This window comes from Sphingomonas sp. Leaf30 (assembly GCF_001422525.1).
GTDB classification, from domain to species: domain Bacteria; phylum Pseudomonadota; class Alphaproteobacteria; order Sphingomonadales; family Sphingomonadaceae; genus Sphingomonas; species Sphingomonas aerolata.
Genome location: NZ_LMKZ01000001.1, coordinates 942,903 through 959,318, shown reverse-complemented (window position 1 = coordinate 959,318; position 16,416 = coordinate 942,903). Strand labels below are relative to the sequence as shown.

The 16,416-nt window shown below is 65.9% G+C and carries 19 protein-coding genes; 12 read left to right on the top strand and 7 right to left on the bottom strand.

The genetic code is table 11. The features are described from left to right. Positions 1 to 187: 187 nt before the first annotated feature. From ASE89_RS04520 to ASE89_RS04510, 3 genes are all read left to right on the top strand, one after another. The gene (locus tag ASE89_RS04520) at positions 188 to 886 is read left to right on the top strand and encodes a 50S ribosomal protein L25/general stress protein Ctc (RefSeq protein WP_037529604.1); all 699 of its coding nucleotides are present in this window, start codon (positions 188 to 190) and stop codon (positions 884 to 886) included. A gap of 225 nt (positions 887 to 1,111) precedes the next feature. After that, positions 1,112 to 1,681: an aminoacyl-tRNA hydrolase gene (gene pth, locus ASE89_RS04515; protein ID WP_056411558.1), complete on the top strand. Its 570-nt coding sequence runs from the start codon at positions 1,112 to 1,114 to the stop codon at positions 1,679 to 1,681. Continuing rightward, entirely contained in the window at positions 1,678 to 2,283 is a 606-nt protein-coding gene (locus ASE89_RS04510) for a TIGR02466 family protein (protein WP_055880960.1), read from the top strand. Before pth ends, ASE89_RS04510 begins: the two co-directional genes overlap by 4 nt. Positions 2,284 to 2,435: 152 nt before the next feature. On the opposite strand, the gene ASE89_RS04505 is transcribed toward ASE89_RS04510, so the two are convergent. Further along, on the bottom strand, positions 2,436 to 3,500 hold the full coding sequence (locus tag ASE89_RS04505) for an NAD(P)-dependent alcohol dehydrogenase (protein WP_056674452.1): 1,065 nt from the start codon (positions 3,498 to 3,500) through the stop codon (positions 2,436 to 2,438). A gap of 317 nt (positions 3,501 to 3,817) precedes the next feature. Between ASE89_RS04505 and ychF the strand changes: the two genes are divergently transcribed. From ychF to ASE89_RS04490, 3 genes are all read left to right on the top strand, one after another. After that, complete coding sequence (ychF, locus tag ASE89_RS04500) at positions 3,818 to 4,915, top strand: redox-regulated ATPase YchF (RefSeq protein ID WP_056406069.1); 1,098 nt, start codon at positions 3,818 to 3,820, stop codon at positions 4,913 to 4,915. A 72-nt stretch (positions 4,916 to 4,987) separates the two neighbouring features. Further along, complete coding sequence (locus ASE89_RS04495; RefSeq protein ID WP_056674451.1) at positions 4,988 to 6,298, top strand: alkaline phosphatase family protein; 1,311 nt, start codon at positions 4,988 to 4,990, stop codon at positions 6,296 to 6,298. Positions 6,299 to 6,312: 14 nt separating this feature from the next. Then, entirely contained in the window at positions 6,313 to 6,774 is a 462-nt protein-coding gene (locus ASE89_RS04490) for a MaoC family dehydratase (protein WP_056674448.1), read from the top strand. A gap of 4 nt (positions 6,775 to 6,778) precedes the next feature. Here ASE89_RS04490 and ASE89_RS04485 read toward each other — a convergent pair whose 3' ends face one another. From ASE89_RS04485 to petA, 4 genes are all read right to left on the bottom strand, one after another. Continuing rightward, positions 6,779 to 7,426 (bottom strand): hypothetical protein, encoded by a 648-nt coding sequence (locus ASE89_RS04485; protein ID WP_056674445.1) that lies wholly within the window; start codon positions 7,424 to 7,426, stop codon positions 6,779 to 6,781. 250 nt (positions 7,427 to 7,676) lie between these two features. Beyond that, entirely contained in the window at positions 7,677 to 8,519 is an 843-nt protein-coding gene (locus ASE89_RS04480; RefSeq protein ID WP_056674442.1) for a cytochrome c1, read from the bottom strand. A gap of 21 nt (positions 8,520 to 8,540) precedes the next feature. Further along, on the bottom strand, positions 8,541 to 9,839 hold the full coding sequence (locus tag ASE89_RS04475; protein ID WP_031393565.1) for a cytochrome b: 1,299 nt from the start codon (positions 9,837 to 9,839) through the stop codon (positions 8,541 to 8,543). 10 nt (positions 9,840 to 9,849) lie between these two features. After that, positions 9,850 to 10,416, bottom strand: coding sequence for a ubiquinol-cytochrome c reductase iron-sulfur subunit (petA, locus tag ASE89_RS04470; protein WP_056675338.1), 567 nt, complete (start codon positions 10,414 to 10,416; stop codon positions 9,850 to 9,852). A 195-nt stretch (positions 10,417 to 10,611) separates the two neighbouring features. Between petA and ASE89_RS04465 the strand changes: the two genes are divergently transcribed. The 3 genes from ASE89_RS04465 (at position 10,612) to ASE89_RS04455 (ending at position 12,576) form a co-directional block, all read left to right on the top strand. Beyond that, positions 10,612 to 11,061, top strand: coding sequence for a tRNA (cytidine(34)-2'-O)-methyltransferase (locus ASE89_RS04465; protein ID WP_031393567.1), 450 nt, complete (start codon positions 10,612 to 10,614; stop codon positions 11,059 to 11,061). A gap of 68 nt (positions 11,062 to 11,129) precedes the next feature. Beyond that, on the top strand, positions 11,130 to 11,972 hold the full coding sequence (gene hemF, locus ASE89_RS04460) for an oxygen-dependent coproporphyrinogen oxidase (RefSeq protein WP_056674440.1): 843 nt from the start codon (positions 11,130 to 11,132) through the stop codon (positions 11,970 to 11,972). 10 nt (positions 11,973 to 11,982) lie between these two features. Then, entirely contained in the window at positions 11,983 to 12,576 is a 594-nt protein-coding gene (locus ASE89_RS04455; RefSeq protein ID WP_056674436.1) for a GNAT family N-acetyltransferase, read from the top strand. 33 nt (positions 12,577 to 12,609) lie between these two features. Here the strand turns inward: ASE89_RS04455 and ASE89_RS04450 are convergent, their stop codons facing one another. Together ASE89_RS04450 and ASE89_RS04445 are read right to left on the bottom strand one after the other, a co-directional pair. Further along, positions 12,610 to 13,350 carry a hypothetical protein gene (locus tag ASE89_RS04450; RefSeq protein WP_056674431.1) on the bottom strand — a complete coding sequence of 247 codons (741 nt, stop codon included), beginning with the start codon at positions 13,348 to 13,350 and terminating at the stop codon, positions 12,610 to 12,612. Next, the gene (locus ASE89_RS04445; protein WP_056674428.1) at positions 13,347 to 14,168 is read right to left on the bottom strand and encodes a hypothetical protein; all 822 of its coding nucleotides are present in this window, start codon (positions 14,166 to 14,168) and stop codon (positions 13,347 to 13,349) included. The genes ASE89_RS04450 and ASE89_RS04445 overlap by 4 nt, the downstream gene beginning before the upstream one ends. A gap of 169 nt (positions 14,169 to 14,337) precedes the next feature. Here ASE89_RS04445 and lipB point away from each other — a divergent pair, with 169 nt between their 5' ends. From lipB to ASE89_RS04430, 3 genes are all read left to right on the top strand, one after another. After that, positions 14,338 to 15,060 (top strand): lipoyl(octanoyl) transferase LipB, encoded by a 723-nt coding sequence (gene lipB / locus ASE89_RS04440; RefSeq protein WP_269082942.1) that lies wholly within the window; start codon positions 14,338 to 14,340, stop codon positions 15,058 to 15,060. A gap of 91 nt (positions 15,061 to 15,151) precedes the next feature. Beyond that, positions 15,152 to 15,400, top strand: coding sequence for a hypothetical protein (locus ASE89_RS04435; RefSeq protein ID WP_031396007.1), 249 nt, complete (start codon positions 15,152 to 15,154; stop codon positions 15,398 to 15,400). A 279-nt stretch (positions 15,401 to 15,679) separates the two neighbouring features. Further along, positions 15,680 to 16,387 (top strand): hypothetical protein, encoded by a 708-nt coding sequence (locus ASE89_RS04430; RefSeq protein ID WP_031441566.1) that lies wholly within the window; start codon positions 15,680 to 15,682, stop codon positions 16,385 to 16,387. The last annotated feature ends 29 nt before the right edge of the window (positions 16,388 to 16,416 follow it).

Genomic DNA, 16,416 nt, shown 5'->3' with positions numbered 1-16,416 from the left:
GCGTTTGGGGCACACCGTGCCCTCACCCTCCCACGTGCAAGAGCACGCGGGCCCCTCCCTCTCCCCCGAGGGGAGAGGGTGTAGTTGATTAAAACGTGCACTTCCGCTATGCGCCCGCGCTTCCGGTCCATGGTCATCCCTGGAGGCGTGGGCGGGAAGAACAACAAACGAGTTTCGGAGAATATCGATGAGCGACCAGTTGACGCTCGCAGCCGAGACGCGTGACCGGGTTGGCAAGGGAGCCTCCCGGGCGCTGCGTCGTGATGGCCGCGTGCCTGCCGTGATCTACGGCCTGAACAAAGAACCCACCTCGGTTCATCTCGAGGAAAAGGCGCTGATGAAGGCGCTGATGACCGGCCACTTCATGAATTCGGTCGTGATGGTCAACGGCGTGCGCACGCTGCCGAAGGACGTTGCGTTCCACCCGGTCACGGATCGCCCGATCCATGTCGATTTCCTGCGCATCGGCGAGCATTCGACCGTCACCGTCGCGGTGCCGATCGTGTTCACGGACGAAGACGATGCCCCCGGCATCAAGAAGGGCAAGGGCGTCCTCAACATCACGCGTCATGAGATCGAGCTGGTCGTCGACGCATCGGACATCCCGAGCGAGATCTCGATTTCGCTCGCCGGCATGGAAATCGGTGATTCGATCCACATCAGCGACGTGACGCTGCCCAAGGGCGCAACGCCCGCGATCGACGACCGCGACTTCGCGATCGCCACGATCGTGCCGCCGACCGTCCCGACCGTCGAGGACGAAGAGCTCGAGGCTGAAGTCGCCGAGGCGCAGGCTGCCGAGGCTGCTTCGGACGAAGAGCCGGTGGTCGAGCCTAACGACGATCACAACGACGACGACAAGATCACGCCGCAGAAGAAGGACTAATCTCCTTCGTCTTCGGACGATCTGGCGGGCGGGAAAGCTAGGGCTTTCCCGCCCGTTTCGTTTTGTAAGCCATTCCGCCCACCCAAAAAACCGTCATCCCCGCGCAGGCGGGGATCCAAACCTCGGACCTTCCTATGGAATCGAGAGGTTTGCCACTATGGGTTCCCGCCTCCGCGGGAATGACGGTTTGGGGCGCGGGCAACGATCGTTTTTGGAGAATCACACGTGCAGATCTGGGCGGGACTCGGCAATCCGGGGGCGCAATATGCGATGCACCGGCACAATGTCGGGTTCATGGTCGCCGACGCGATCGCAGAGGTGCACGGCTTCGGCGCGGTCAAGAAGCAGTTCCAGGGCTGGACGCAGGAGGGGCGGATCGGGTCGGAGAAGATCCTGCTGCTGAAACCTGCGACCTTCATGAACGACAGCGGCCGGTCGATCGGCGAGGCGCTGCGCTTCTACAAGCTCGACGTCGATGCGCTGACGGTGTTCCACGACGAACTCGACATCGCCCCCTTCCGCGTCAAGGTGAAGACCGGCGGCGGGACCGCGGGGCATAACGGGCTGCGCTCGACCGACCAGCATCTCGGCCCCGATTTCCGCCGCGTGCGGCTCGGCATCGGGCATCCGGGGCACAAGGACCGGGTCACCGGCTATGTGCTCGGCAATTACGCCAAGGCGGAGATCGAGCCGCTGTCCGACATGCTCGGTGCGATCGCCGCGGAGGCGGCGTGGCTCGCGGCGGGCGACGACGTCCGTTTCATGAATGATGTCGCTGTGAGGATGCAACCATGACCACCCGCTCGCTGTTCGCCACGCGGTTCTACGAGGCCGATCTCGGCGATGACGATCTGGTCGAGGAGCTCGAGGACGCTGCGCTCGAACTGTCCAAGGCGGACCGCGCGGGTGTCGCCTGGTCGAAGGCGCATGGCTATCGCGGGTACACGTCGTACGCGTCGCTGAACGACCTGCCGCTGCGCGATCCGCGGTTCGGCGATCTGGTGCGGTTGCTCAACAAGCATGTCGCGGCGTTTGCGAAGGATTGCGCGTTCGACCTGGGCGGGCGCAAGCTGAAGCTCGACAGCCTGTGGGTGAACGTCCTCAAGCCGGGCGGCGCGCATTCAGGGCATATCCATCCGCACAGCGTCGTGTCGGGGACGATGTACGTGACGATTCCGGAAGGGGCCGGCGCGCTGAAGCTGGAGGATCCGCGGCTGCCGATGATGATGGCGGCGCCGACGCGGCTCGACGATGCGCCGGAAGATCTGCGGACGTTCGTCTACGCGGTGCCTAAGCCGGGGAGCGTGTTTCTTTGGGAGAGTTGGCTCAGGCATGAGGTCGTCCCCAATGCTGCTAAGGGCGAGCGGATCAGCATCAGTTTCAATTATCGGTGGTGAGGTAGGGGCGGCCTCTCGACCACCTCCGTCATCCTGACGAAAGTCAGGACTCAGAGCCAAATAGCGTAGGCGCCCGTAACCCTGGGTCCTGACTTTCGTCAGGATGACGGGAGAAGGGGCGGCACCCGCTGCGAGCGCCGCCCCCTGCCCGATCAGGCCGTCGGCATCGACGCCATGTCGATGACGAAGCGGTACTTCACGTCGCTCTTGACCATGCGGTCATACGCCGGCTCGATCTCGTCCATGCGGATCATCTCGATGTCCGACACCAGACCGTGCTCGTTGCAGAAATCGAGCATTTCCTGCGTCTCCGCGATCCCGCCGATCAGCGAGCCCGCCAGCTGGCGACGGCGGAAGATCAGGTTGCCGACCGAAGGCGACGGATGCGACTCGGCGGGCACGCCGACCAGGGTCATCGTGCCGTCGCGCTTGAGCAGCTCGAGGAACGGGTCGAGATTGTGCGGTGCGGCAACGGTGTTCAGGATGAAGTCGAAGCTGTTCATATGCGCCGCCATCGCATCGGCATCCTTCGACACGATCAGGTCCTTGGCACCCAGACGCTTGGCATCGTCACGCTTGTTGGGCGAGGTCGAGAAGACATAGACCTCGGCGCCCATCGCGTTGGCGATCTTGACGCCCATGTGGCCGAGACCGCCGAGACCGACGATGCCGACCTTCTGGCCGGGGCCGACCTTCCAGTGCTTGAGCGGCGAATAGGTGGTAATCCCGGCGCAGAGCAGCGGCGCGACGGCGGCGAGATCGGCCTCGGGATGCGAGACCTTCAGCACGAAGCCCTCGTCGACGACGATATGATCCGAATAGCCGCCGAAGGTGTGGCCGCCGAGCACGGGATCGGGGCCGTTATACGTGCCGACGAACCCTGTCGTCTCGCAATATTGCTCCTCGCCGTCTGTGCAGGACGGGCACTGGCCGCAGCTGTCGACCATGCAGCCGACGCCGGCGATGTCGCCGACCTTGAACTTGGTGACGTCGTCGCCGACTGCGGTGACGCGGCCGACGATCTCGTGGCCTGGGACGCAGGGGTACAGCGTGCCCTCCCACTCGCCCTTGGCGGTGTGGAGATCCGAGTGGCAGACGCCGCAGAACGCGATGTCGATCGCGACGTCGGTCTTGCCCGGCGCGCGGCGCTCGAAGCTGAACGGCGCGAGCGGCGTTGCGGGGGATTGCGCGGCAAAGCCGTTGGCGGTGGTGGTCATGCTATTCCTAAATCCTGACGGGCAGAACGCGATATACGCACGGGAATCGCAATATCTACCGACCGGTACGATAATTTTTGCTGTACTGCGGCAATCGGTTGGATCGATCAGTCGGGCGCCATGATCTTCCCCCGCCAGGGGGAGGTGGCGCGAAGCGACGGAGGCGGAGGATACGGAACAGCAGTCATCGCTGACCGCCCCCTCCGTCAGGCTAACGCCTGCCACCTCCCCCTTGCGGGGGAGGATTTGGGCGAATGCTGGCGTTCCTCCTCGCCCTGCCCTAAAGCGCCCGCACAATCTTATACCAAGGGCATATCATGGGTTTTCGCTGCGGCATCGTGGGGCTGCCGAACGTCGGCAAGTCCACCCTCTTCAACGCGCTGACCGAGACGGCCGCGGCGCAGGCGGCGAACTATCCGTTCTGCACGATCGAGCCGAACGTCGGCAATGTCGGCGTGCCCGACAAGCGGCTCGACGCGCTGGCGAAGATCGCCGGCTCGCAGAAGATCATCGAGACCCAACTCGGCTTCGTCGACATCGCCGGCCTCGTGCGCGGCGCATCGAAGGGCGAAGGGCTCGGCAACCAGTTCCTCGGCAACATCCGTGAAGTCGACGCGATCGTCCATGTGCTGCGCTGTTTCGAGAATGGCGACGTGACGCATGTCGACAACAAGGTCGATCCGATCGCCGATGCCGAGACCGTCGAGACCGAGCTGATGCTGAGCGATCTCGAAAGCCTCGAGAAGCGCGTCCCCAACCTCGCCAAAAAGGGCATGCAGGGCGACAAGGAGGCCAAGATCGGCGCCGCCGTGCTCGGCCAGGCGCTCGAGCTGCTCCGCGAGGGCAAGCCCGCGCGGCTGACGGTACCCAAGGACGAGGACGAAGCGCGCGTGTTCGCACAGGCGCAGCTGCTGACCGCCAAGCCCGTCCTGTACGTCTGCAACGTCGACGAGGGTGATGCCGCGAACGGCAATGCGCTGTCGGCGCGCGTGTTCGAGAAGGCCGCGGCGGAGGGCGCCGAGGCGGTCGTCGTGTCGGCAGCGATCGAGGCCGAGATCGCGACGATGCCCGTCGAGGATCGTGGCGAATTCCTTGGCGAGCTGGGGCTGGAAGAGACCGGCCTCGCTCGCGTCATCACCGCAGGCTACAAGCTGCTCCACCTGCTGACCTTCTTCACGGTCGGCCCGAAGGAGGCACGCGCCTGGACCGTCCATGCGGGCGCGACCGCGCCGCAGGCGGCGGGCGAGATCCACGGCGATTTCGAGAAGGGCTTCATCCGCGCCGAGACGATCGCGTTCGACGACTTCATCGCGCTGGGCGGGGAATCGAAGGCGCGCGAGGCGGGCAAGCTGCGCGCCGAGGGCAAGGCCTATGTCGTCCATGACGGCGACGTAATGCACTTCCTGCACAGCTGATCCCAACAATGTCGCGGCCCCTGCGTGTGTAGTCACGCGCCGGGGGCGGGCGTAGCGAGCAGAACAGACGGCATGAGACACGCGACGTTTTCAGCTCTGGCACTCGCGCTCGGGGGCTGTGCCTATCCGGCCACGCCCCCTGCCCTGGCGCCGGTGACCCAGGCTGCCCCCGCTACCGCCACCGCCGCTCCCCAAGGCGGGCAGCCGCTGGCGGTCCGGGCACCGGTGACGATCCTCGTGTCGATCGATGGCTTCCGCCCCGATTATCTCGACCGGGGCGTCACGCCGAACCTGAACCGGTTGCGCGCCGGCGGCGTCTTTGCGGCGATGCGACCGTCCTTCCCGAGCGTCACCTTCCCCAATCACTGGACCCTGGTGACCGGGCTCAGACCCGATCGCAGCGGCATCGTCGGCAACACGATGGAGGATCCCGCGCGGCCCGGTGAGAAATTCACCATGGCGAGCGACGATCCCTTCTGGTGGAGCCAAAGCTCGCCGATCTGGGTCGACGCCGAAAAGGCGGGGATCCGGACCGCGACGATGTTCTGGCCGGGCGCCAATGTCGCGGTCGGCGGCACGCCGAAACCCAACAGCCACGGCGCGATCGACGGCGGCACCCGGCCGCAGGACTGGCAGCAGTTCAACCAGCAGATCAGCGCCAAGCAGCGCGTCAACGCGGTGCTTGACTGGATGCGGCGACCGGCCACGATCCGGCCAAAGCTGGTGACGCTGTATTTCGATATCGTCGACGTGGCCGCGCACGACAATGGCCCCGACTCCCCCCTGACCACACAGGCAGCGGCCGAGGTGGATGGCAGCATTGGCAGCCTCGTCGACGGGCTCGCGACGCTCGGCCAGCCGGCCAATCTGGTCATCGTGTCGGATCACGGCATGGCGGCGACCAGCAGCACGCGCGTCGTTGCGATGGACCGCATCGCGGCGCCGGCCGACTATCGCGTCGTCGAGACGGGCGCCTATGCGACATTGTTCGCGGTGCCCGGGCATGAGGACGCGCTCGAGGCCAGACTGCTTCGGAAGCACGACCACCTGCAATGCTGGCGCAAGGCGGAGATCCCGGCACGCTTCCATTATGGCCGCAATCCGCGCGTCCCGAGCTATCTGTGCCTCGCCGATGTCGGATGGCGCATTGATCGGACGACGCCCACCAAGGTCTCGGCCGGCGGCTCGCACGGCTATGACAATGCCGCCCCCGAAATGCGCGCGCTGTTCATCGCCAACGGTCCTGCGTTCATCGGTGGCAAGACCATCGCGAGCTTCGACAATGTCGCGGTCGAGCCGCTGCTCCGCGACCTGGTCGGGCTGCCTGCGGAACCGGGGCTGGACGGCAACGACGCGCCCTTCCAAAAGGTGCTGCGACGATAGGAGGAGCAGCGGGCGTGCAGTATTTCGAAGATATCGCAGTCGGGGCGACCGCGGCGTTCGGCCACTATCCGGTGACGCGCGACGAGGTGATCGCCTTTGCCGAGAAATACGACCCGCAGCCCTTTCATCTGTCCGACGAGGCCGCGGCAAAGACGCATTTTGGTCGGCTGTCGGCAAGCGGCTGGCATAGCTGCGCGATGACGATGGCGATGCTGGTCGAGCATATCGGTGAGCACCGTCAGGCGAGTCTCGGATCGCCCGGGATCGATGAACTCAAATGGCTGAAGCCCGTCTATCCGGGGGACACGCTGCGCTGCGTGACCGAGGTGCTCGGCAAACGGGTTTCCGCCAGCCGCCCCGAAATGGGGATCGTGAAAAGCCGGATGCAGGTGTTCAATCAGGACGATGTCATGGTGATGACGTTCGTGTCGAACGCGCTGATGCAGACGCGCCCGACCGGCGCGCCTGCATCCTGATCCGTCACTTCGGGACGGGGACGTTCATATAGGCGCCGCCCCGGCCGCCGCCGCCGCCGCCACGACCGCGGAACCCGCCGCCATTGCCGCGCTCCTGACGATATTCACGCCGGTCCTGACGTGCCTCGCCACGATAGCTCTGCCGCGCTTCACGTCGTTCGCCGCGATATTGCTCGCGCGTGATCTGACTGTCGCGCAGCTGGTTGCGGTCCTCGCGTCGGCCCTGACGGAAGTCACGGTTCGCGCCACGCCGGTCCTGGCGATAGTCGCGCGCGGCGGGGCTGTTGCCGCGGGCAAAATTGCCCCAGTTGCCGGCACCGCGATAATTGCCGCGACGCCCCTGCCAGTAGCGCTGCTGCGCACCGTTCCAGCGGTGCGGACGACGGTTGCGATCATAGACGTATCCGCCGGTACCCGGATAGTAATAGTCGCCATACCAGCCATAATAGGAGCCGAGCCCGACGCCGGCATAACCGGCCCCGTATCCGCCGCCGTAACCATCATAATAGCCGTTGCCGTAGCCGCCGCCATAATAGGGATCGCTCGCATAGCCGATCCCGCCGCCGCCATAGCCATACCCATCGGTGCAACCGGCCACGCCGAGGCCGACACCAATGGCGAGACTGACCAGTCCTAGTCGCTTGAAAAACATCGAAAATCTCCCGTACCTGGAGAGCGGACCCAACGCGCCGCTATTGGTCGCACAACAATACCGACCTACCGCAGGTTCCATGAACGACGGCTGACGCGCGCCGGGACCGCAGGTGGGCCATGGGGGCGTGGCGCCGGGACCCAGGCACGGACACGGGCAGCCAGCGGGTCGCCAAACGCGAAACGGCGGACCGGGTTGCCCCGATCCGCCGTCGTTCACGCCCTGATGCCGCGGTAGCCGCAGCGCGGGATCAATGCTTCACGTCGCGCCAGACGTTCTGATAGGCGCCCCAGGCAAGACCGCAGAAGACGAGGATGAAGAGGATCGACGCGACGCCGACGGCGTGCCGCGACTCCAGGTTCGGCTCTGCCGTCCAGGTCAGGAAGGCCGAGACGTCGGCCGACATCTGTTCCTTCGTCGCCTTGGTCCCGTCCGCATAGGCCACCTGATCGTCCGCAGTGATCGGCGGCGGCATCGCGATGTTGAGGTTCGCGAAATACGGGTTGTAGTAGAGACCCTCGGGCGTCTTGATGTCCGGGAACTGCTTGATCAGCGCGGCAGGCTGATCGGTGTAGCCCGTCAGCAGCGAGTGGACATAGGCGGTGCCCTCCTCGCGCGCCTTGGTGATCAGCGAAAGATCGGGTGGCAGCGCGTTGTTGTTGGCGGCGCGGGCAGCGACCTCGTTGGCGAACGGCGACGGGAAGCGATCCGACGGGATGTTCTTGCGGGTCGTGGCCTCGCCGGTTTCGGGGTTGATCGTCGGCTGTTCGATCACCCACTGGTTGGCGATCGCCTTAACCTCGGGCTCCGAATAGCCGATGTTCTGGAGATCGCGGAACGACACCAGCCGCAGCGAGTGGCAGGCCGAGCAGACTTCCTTGTAGACCTGGAACCCGCGCTGGAGCTGACGACGGTCGAACTTGCCGAAGACGCCGTTCGAGGCGAGCTCGAGCTCCTTGGGATGCTTGTGCGCGACGCTCTCGGCGGACGGCGCGACGGGGTCGGTGATGACGCCCGACACGCTGCCGAAGAGCGCGATGCCGAGCACCAGCACGAAGGCGGCGCCGACCAGGGATGCGATGAGACGAACCATATATGTATCCTCTAGTCCGTATCAGTGCGCGGGCTTGGGGGAGAGCGCGGTGTGCGCCGGGCTCGTCCCGCCACGCTTGGCCAGCACCGCCTCGGTGATCGAATTGGGCAGCGGCCGGGGCCGTTCGGACCGCGAGATCAGCGGCAGGATGATCAGGAAATGCGCGAAATAATAGGCAGCGCAGATCTGGCTGAGGATCACATAGGTCGCCGTCGCCGGTGCACCGCCGCAATAGCCCAGGATCAGGATGTCGGCGACCAGCACCCAGAACGCGATCCGCGCCTTGGGCCGGTAGTTCATCGAGCGAACCGGCGAATTATCGAGCCACGGCAGGAAGAACAGCAGCAGGATCGAGCCGAACATCGCCAGCACGCCCCACAGCTTTGCGGGCAGGATGAAGTCCGCGGTAAAGGCGCGCAGGATCGCGTAGAACGGCCAGAAATACCATTCGGGGACGATGTGCGCGGGCGTCGAGAGCGGGTTCGCCGGAATGTAATTGTCCGGATGGCCGAGATAGTTCGGGAAGAAGAACAGCAGGCCGGCGAACACCAGCAGGAAGATGCCGAGCCCGAAGCCGTCCTTCGCGGTGTAATAGGGGTGGAAGGGCACGGTATCCTGCTTGCCCTTCACGTCGACGCCGGTCGGGTTGTTCGACCCCGGGATGTGCAGCGCCCAGATGTGCAGGATGATGACGCCCGCGATCACGAACGGCAGCAGATAGTGCAGCGAGAAGAAGCGGTTGAGCGCGGCGTTGTCCGGCGCGAATCCGCCGAGCAGCCAGATGCGGATGGTGTCGCCGACCAGCGGGATCGCCGAGAAGAAGCCGGTGATGACCTGCGCGCCCCAGAAGCTCATCTGCCCCCAGGGAAGGACATAGCCCATGAACGCCGTCGCCATCATCAGCAGGAAGATCGTCACGCCGAGCAGCCAGACCATCTCGCGCGGCGCCTTGTACGAGCCGTAATAGAGCCCGCGGAAGATGTGCGTGTAGACGACGATGAAGAACATCGACGCGCCGTTGGCGTGCGCATAGCGCAGGAACCAGCCCGCATTGACGTCGCGCATGATGTGTTCGACCGAGTCGAACGCGACCGCGCCGTTGGCGGCGTAATGCATCGCCAGCGTGATGCCGGTGATGATCTGGATCGCCAGCGCAGCACCGGCAAGTACGCCGAAATTCCAGAAGTAATTGAGGTTGCGCGGGACCGGGTAACCGGCGCCGACCGCGTTGTAGACGAGCCGGGGAACGGGAAGCCGTTCATCCAGCCACCGCGTCAGCGGCAGCTTCGGTTCGTATTGCTTGGCCCAGGGAAAGCTCATGGTTGTTTCCTCAGCCTACCGTTACGACGGTGTCGGAGTTGAAGGCATAGTCCGGCACGTGAAGGTTGGTCGGTGCGGGGCCCTTGCGGATGCGCGCGGCGGTATCGTAGGCCGAGCCGTGGCACGGGCAGAAATAGCCGCCAAACGGGCCCTTGTTCTCCCCCTCGCCAGCGCCGAGCGGAACGCAGCCGAGATGCGTGCAGACGCCCAGCGTGATCAGCCAGTTCTTCTTGCCCGCCTTGGTCCGCTCCTCGAGCGTCTGCGGGTCGCGCAACGTCGATACGTCAACGGCGTCGGCCTCGCTGATTTCCTTCGGCGTCAGGTTGCGCACGAACAGCGGCTGCTTGCGGAAGCTCGTCTTGATCGCCTGGCCAGGCAAGATCTTCGACAGGTCGATCTCGGTGGTCGACTGCGCGAGCACGTCGGCCGACGGGTTCATCTGGTTGATCAGCGGCAGGACGATCGCGACGGCGCCGACCCCGGCGAAGGATACGGCGGCGATATTGATGAAATCGCGGCGGCGCGGGTCGTGCGCCTCTTCGTGAAACGGTTCAGGCGACTCGCCGGGTGGAACCATGTCGTCGACTATCGCCATTCATCTCGCCCTTGCAGTTTATCTTTATTCTCGTGGCCCGATGCGCATGCCGGTTCGCCGCACCGCACGCCCATCCTGCCCGACCGTCCCCACGGAGGCCCATAGGTGATAGACGGCGCAAGCCCGCTTTGCCAACAGCATTTTGACTGCAGCGCGTTCCGGATTAGAGGCAGCGGTATGCGTATCGCCCTCTACCAACCTGATATCGCCGGCAATGTCGGCGCCATTTTGCGGACCGCCGCCTGTCTCGGGCTCGCGGTCGATCTGATCGAGCCGATGGGGTTCACCTGGAACGAAAAGGCGGTCGCGCGCTCTGGGATGGACTATGTCGGCGCGGTCGAGATCGTCCGGCATGTCGACTGGGCGGCGTTTCGCGACCAGGTCCGCGGCCGCATCGTCCTGCTGACGACGAAAGGCGCGGTCCGGCTCGACGCGGCGACGTTCCAGTCCGACGACGTGCTGCTGATGGGCAGCGAGGGCGCAGGCGTGCCCGACGACGTCCATGCCCGCGCCGACCTGCGCGTGCTGATCCCGATGCGTCCCGGCCTGCGATCGATGAACATCTCGGTCGCGACCGCGATCGTCGCGGCAGAGGCGTTGCGGCAGACGGACGGCTGGCCCGCCTGAACTACCGGGGGGAGTGTCGGGCGAACGCGCCCCTTCCCCGCCCCGACCAGGATTTGTAGGACGGTGCCATGACCGAGCTCGACCCCCAGCAAGCCGCCGCCCGCATTTGGTTCGAATCGCTGCGCGACCGGATCTGCGCGGAGTTCGAGACGATCGAGCGCGAGGCCGGGTCGGATGCCGTGTTCGACTATACCCCCTGGGACCGGATCGATCCGTCGGGTGAACCCGGCGGCGGCGGCGTGCGCGGCGTCATGAAGGGCAAGGTGTTCGAAAAGGTCGGCGTCAACGTCTCGACCGTCGGCGGCACCTTCGAGGGCGAGTTCGCCAAGTCGATCCACGGTGCGGGCGAGGATCCGCGGTTCTTCGCGACCGGGATCAGCCTGGTCGCGCACATGGCCAACCCGCACGTCCCCGCGGTGCACATGAACTGCCGCTTCCTCAACACGACCAAGCGCTGGTTCGGCGGTGGCGGCGATCTCAACCCGCCGCTGCCGATCGCCGAGGACACCGCCGATTTCCATGCGACGATGAAGGCCGCCTGCGACGCGCACGACCCGGCTTACTACCCGCGTTTCCGGGACTGGGCAGAGACCTATTTCCAGATCCCCCACCGCAAGGTGAACCGCGGCGTCGGCGGGATCTTCTTCGATCATCTCGACGGCGATTTCGACGCCAATTTCGCGTTCACGCGCGACGTCGGCGAAGCGTTTCTCGACGCCTATCCGCGGATCGTCCGGCGGCGGATGGACACGCCGTTCACACCGCAGGACGAGGCCGCGATGCTCGAATGGCGCGGTCGTTATGCCGAGTTCAACCTCGTCTATGACCGCGGCACGCTGTTCGGGCTGAAGACCGGGGGCAATATCGAGGCGATCCTGATGAGCCTGCCGCCCCGCGCGACCTGGTCGTGAGCGGGGCCCGGTGGCGCTGATCCCCGTCGCGGACGACGTGCTCGCCACGATCGTGACCACGCTCGAAATGCCGCGCAAGCCGCCGCTCAGGCCGATGCCGACGTCGCGGCTGCGGTTGCTGCGCTGGGAGCAGCCGACGCTGGAGGGGTATCGTGCGCTGTTCGCCCGGGTCGGATCGCGCTGGCTGTGGTTCTCGCGCCTGGCGATGGACGATGCCGCGCTTGCCGCGATCCTGGCCGATCCCGGCATTGCCGTCCATGCGGTGGTCGACCCGGCGGCGATCGAGGTGGGGATGCTCGAACTCGACCTGCGCCGGGCGGGGGCTTGCGAGATCTCCTATTTCGGGTTGATCCCCGAACTCGCCGGCCAGGGACATGGTCGGTGGTTGATGGCGGAGACGCTTGCGCGGGCCTGGACCAGGGGTGTCGAGCGGGTCTGGCTGCACACCTGTACGCTCGACCATCCAAACGCGCTCGGCTTCTACCGCGCGCAGGGCTTCGTCGCGACGCGGCGGACGATCGAGACCTTTCCCGATCCGCGCGCGACCGGGATGCTGCCCGCCGATGTCGCGCCGCAGATCCCGTTTCTGGGCGAACGCCGCTAGACCCGCGGGCGGGTCACGCCGGTCCGCGACCGCCTAGCGCGCCAGCCGCTGATAGACCGACACCGCGATCAGCGCCATCGCGACCCCCGAGGCGGTGGCAGCCGCCGCCGCGCCGGCATCGACGAGCGCGATCGCCACCGGATTGCCCTGTCCACCGTCGCGCATCGCGCCATCGAGCGCCATGAAGGGCATGCCGAGCAGCCAGCCGCTCATATAGCCGAACGCGGCGAGCGACATGAGCGGCAGGCCGGCGCCGCGCGTCAGCGACAGGCTGCGCCGGATCGCGGCGAACGCGCCGATCGGTCCTTCGGCGACGAGCACCGGCCCGGTCATCATCGTCCGACCGAGAATGTAGAGACCGGGGATCGCATAGAGAAGCAGCCCCGCCCCCGCTGGCAGCGACACCAGGATCATCGCGAGCAGATAGCGCGGCAGGAGCGTGGCAGAACGCCTGAGCGCTGTGCCGATATCGACCCGGTCACGGTCGAGATACAGCGTATAGACCGCCGCCATGCCGAAGAAGCTGAGCGCATAGGCCAGGCAGTACCAGCCGCCATTCGCCCCCGCCCAGTCGGTCACCGCCTGCGCCCAGACCAGCGCCTGCGCCTCGTCGCCGCGCGTCGCCGCATCGGGCAGCGGCGGGTCGGGCACGACGAGCGCGAGCGCGAAGGCAGGCAGGAACAGGAAGGGCCCGGCGATCCGGAGCAGCAGATCGCGGTCGCGCTTGAACAGGGCCCAGGCGTCTTTCAACACGCCCGTAAAGTCGATTTTCATTCGGTGATCGGTTTCTCTCGGGTGGCGACATAGAGCTGTGCCGTGAAGACATAGGCGAGCGCCATCAGCGCCGCACTGGCAAGCGCGCCGGCGATCCCGGCAAGGAACATCGCCGTCGGGATCTGGTCCCCGCCGAGGATCAGGCGAAAGACGAGCCCGACAACGGCCTGCGCCGCGAAGGTGGCGATCGCGAACACGATCGCGAACAGCAGAAGCACGCCGATCAGCTTCCAGGTAAGCCCGCGGGTCAGCGCGATCGAGCGGCGGATCGCGCCGAGCCCGAGCCGCTCGTTGAGCACGACCGCGGTCAGCAGCATCAGACGCGCACTGGCCCAGATGGCGAGCAGGATCAGCGCAAGGCTGTAGAGCACCACGAACATCGCCGTCGCACGCGGCAGCTGCGGCATTTGCGCGGGCGCGCTGGCGGCAGCGGACGCGGCGGCAAAGTCGAAATGCGACGCGATCAGCGCGATGAACACCGGCGCCATCAGGACCAGCGCGATCAGCCCGACGACGAGCGACACGCCGAGCGCGGGCAGCAGCCGCGCCCGCGCCTGACGATAGGCCTCGGTGCGGTCGGTCGAGGGTTGCGTCGCCAGCGCGAGGATCGCGAGCGCCCCCAGGATCGCGAGCAACGCGGACGCCACGGCGACGATGCCGGCGACGATCTGCACCGCCGGCTGCGGCGGAACGAGCAGGACGAGCGCATTGCTGACGACCGGCGGGAGGACGAGGGTCGGCAACGCCACCGCCGCGATCTGGCCGCTACGCCCCGACAGCACCTCGGTGGTACGATCCCAGACCGTGCCGATTTTCACGCCTCTTCCCATCCGCCTGTTCCCCGTTCGCCGCCTGGCACGCATGCCCGATACCGCCGCGACGTAGCCCAAGCCCCAGGCCTTGACCACTCCCGCGACGGTTGGGCCAGCCGGCGTGGCAAGCCCCCGCCCGCTTGCATCACCGGCGGCGAGTGCGCAGATGGGTCATGTGACCGCTTCCCCCTTCCCGACCTCCGGCCGCCACGCGCCCGCCGATCCGCCGTCGCGCCTCGACGGGCTCGAATGGCGGACCGATACCGGCCTGACCCCCTATGCCGCCGCGCTCGCCGAGATGGAGGCCCGGGCCGCCTTGGTGACCACGGGCGATGCACGTGAGCTGATCTGGCTGCTCGAGCACCCGCCGGTCTATACCGCGGGGACGAGCGCGGATCCGGTCGACCTGGTCGATCCGCGCTTTCCCGTGTTCGATACCGGACGGGGCGGCAAATACACCTATCACGGGCCGGGGCAGCGGATCGGCTATCTGGTGCTCGACCTCGGCCGACGCGGGCGCGACGTCCGGCGGTTCGTCCACGCGGTCGAGGACTGGGTGATCGCGGCGCTCGGCGAGGTTGGCGTCGCCGCGTTTTCGGTCGAGGGCCGTGTCGGCATTTGGACGCGCGATCCCAATCTTGGCGGCCGCGAGGCGAAGATCGGTGCGATCGGCGTGCGCGTGAAGCGCTGGGTGACGCTGCACGGTTTTGCGGTCAATATTGATCCTGACCTGACGCATTTCGGCGGAATCGTGCCGTGCGGCCTTGCGGAATACCCCGTTACCAGCCTGAAATCGCTGGGCACGAAGGTCGACATGGCAACTTTTGACGCTGCCCTGACGTTGACGAGCGGCGTGTTCCTTGAAACACTTTCTTTGGCTCAAGAAAACGAGGCTTGAGGGTCAGGCCTTTACAGATTAATGTCCACTACGATTTGGGTATATACCTGGCCTCCAGGCCTACCAAATCCTCTATCTAGGGAGCTTCCAAATGCGTTCACTCATCTCCAAGGTTCTGACCGGTTCGCTGATCGCCAGCGCAGCGCTTGCCGTTTCGGCATGCGGTCCGAAGACCGAGACCACGACCGACAACACGATGGTCACCGACATGAATGCCACCGAAGGCATGGACACGATGACCGACAACATGACCGCCGTTGACGGCGCGATGAACGACGGCATGATGGCGAACGACACGATGATGTCGAACGACACCATGATGACCAACAACATGATGTAATTTTCCGGTTTCGGAAGATTATGTGATGCGGGGGGCCGTCCGGGAAACCGGGCGGCCCCTTGTCGTTGGGGCCAAGTCGACCGCGCGGCGGCGGGATGCGCGATGCCATCCCGAGCCTGGTCGATCGTCCGCGGTGCGCGATCTCGTTTCGGCTGCGACGGAAATCTGCGGCCCGGACCGTACCCGAAGCCGCGATCGGCTGCCGGGCCCCTCAAAACAGTTGGGAGTTGGCAAGAAACGCTTTAGAAATCTCGGGATGGAATGCCCGGGGAGTTGGGAATGAAGATGGTGCGTACTGCGCTGGCGCTCTGCGCGGCGAGCGGCTCGATGGCGTTGGCTCAGCCCGCCTCGGCTCAGTTTTTTCTGCAATCACGCGATTTCTCCGCGCCGGCGGTGACCGGGGACGAGGCCGATCTCGGCCAGGCGATGCCCGACGCCACCAGCGCGGAGAAGCGCGCGGCGATGGTCTGGCACATGCGCGCGGCGCTGAACGTCGCGGCGCTCCAGTGCCAGTTCGAACCGACGCTGCTGACGGTGTCGAACTACAATGCGATCCTCGCCGATCACGGTACTGAACTGCAGGGCGCCTTCGACACGCTCGGCAAATACTTCCTGCGCGTCAACAAGGCCAAGGGCGTCAAGGCCGGCCAGGCCGCGCTCGACCAGTTCGGTACGCGCACCTATTCGAACTTCGCGACCGTCGCCGCGCAATATGGCTTTTGCCAGACGACTGCATCGATCGGCCGCGACGCGCTGTTCACGCCGCGCGGCCAGTTCGGCGACCTGACGCTGCAGCGCACGCGCGAGCTGCGCAACAGCCTGATCCCCTGGGGCGAACAGCGTTTCCCGCGCTATATCGGCCGCGACCGGGTGAAGATGCCGCGGCTCGACCCGATCTGCTGGAACAAGAAGGCGGAATGGGTTGCCAAGAAGTGCGGCGCGCTCGACTGGCCCCCCGCGGCGGGCGTTGGCATCGCCAACCGCTGAACGTTTACCCCCCGGCCCATGAGCCGGGG

Coding starts and splice junctions, on each gene's coding strand:
- hemF (WP_056674440.1), top strand. CDS start 11,130: ATGACCGAGCTCGACCCCCAGCAAGCCGCCGCCCGCATTTGGTTCGAA.
- ASE89_RS04520 (WP_037529604.1), top strand. CDS start 188: ATGAGCGACCAGTTGACGCTCGCAGCCGAGACGCGTGACCGGGTTGGC.
- ASE89_RS04450 (WP_056674431.1), bottom strand. CDS start 13,350: ATGAAAATCGACTTTACGGGCGTGTTGAAAGACGCCTGGGCCCTGTTC.
- ASE89_RS04485 (WP_056674445.1), bottom strand. CDS start 7,426: ATGTTTTTCAAGCGACTAGGACTGGTCAGTCTCGCCATTGGTGTCGGC.
- ASE89_RS04430 (WP_031441566.1), top strand. CDS start 15,680: ATGAAGATGGTGCGTACTGCGCTGGCGCTCTGCGCGGCGAGCGGCTCG.
- ASE89_RS04475 (WP_031393565.1), bottom strand. CDS start 9,839: ATGAGCTTTCCCTGGGCCAAGCAATACGAACCGAAGCTGCCGCTGACG.
- ASE89_RS04465 (WP_031393567.1), top strand. CDS start 10,612: ATGCGTATCGCCCTCTACCAACCTGATATCGCCGGCAATGTCGGCGCC.
- ASE89_RS04510 (WP_055880960.1), top strand. CDS start 1,678: ATGACCACCCGCTCGCTGTTCGCCACGCGGTTCTACGAGGCCGATCTC.
- ASE89_RS04505 (WP_056674452.1), bottom strand. CDS start 3,500: ATGACCACCACCGCCAACGGCTTTGCCGCGCAATCCCCCGCAACGCCG.
- ASE89_RS04480 (WP_056674442.1), bottom strand. CDS start 8,519: ATGGTTCGTCTCATCGCATCCCTGGTCGGCGCCGCCTTCGTGCTGGTG.
- ychF (WP_056406069.1), top strand. CDS start 3,818: ATGGGTTTTCGCTGCGGCATCGTGGGGCTGCCGAACGTCGGCAAGTCC.
- ASE89_RS04495 (WP_056674451.1), top strand. CDS start 4,988: ATGAGACACGCGACGTTTTCAGCTCTGGCACTCGCGCTCGGGGGCTGT.
- ASE89_RS04435 (WP_031396007.1), top strand. CDS start 15,152: ATGCGTTCACTCATCTCCAAGGTTCTGACCGGTTCGCTGATCGCCAGC.
- petA (WP_056675338.1), bottom strand. CDS start 10,416: ATGGTTCCACCCGGCGAGTCGCCTGAACCGTTTCACGAAGAGGCGCAC.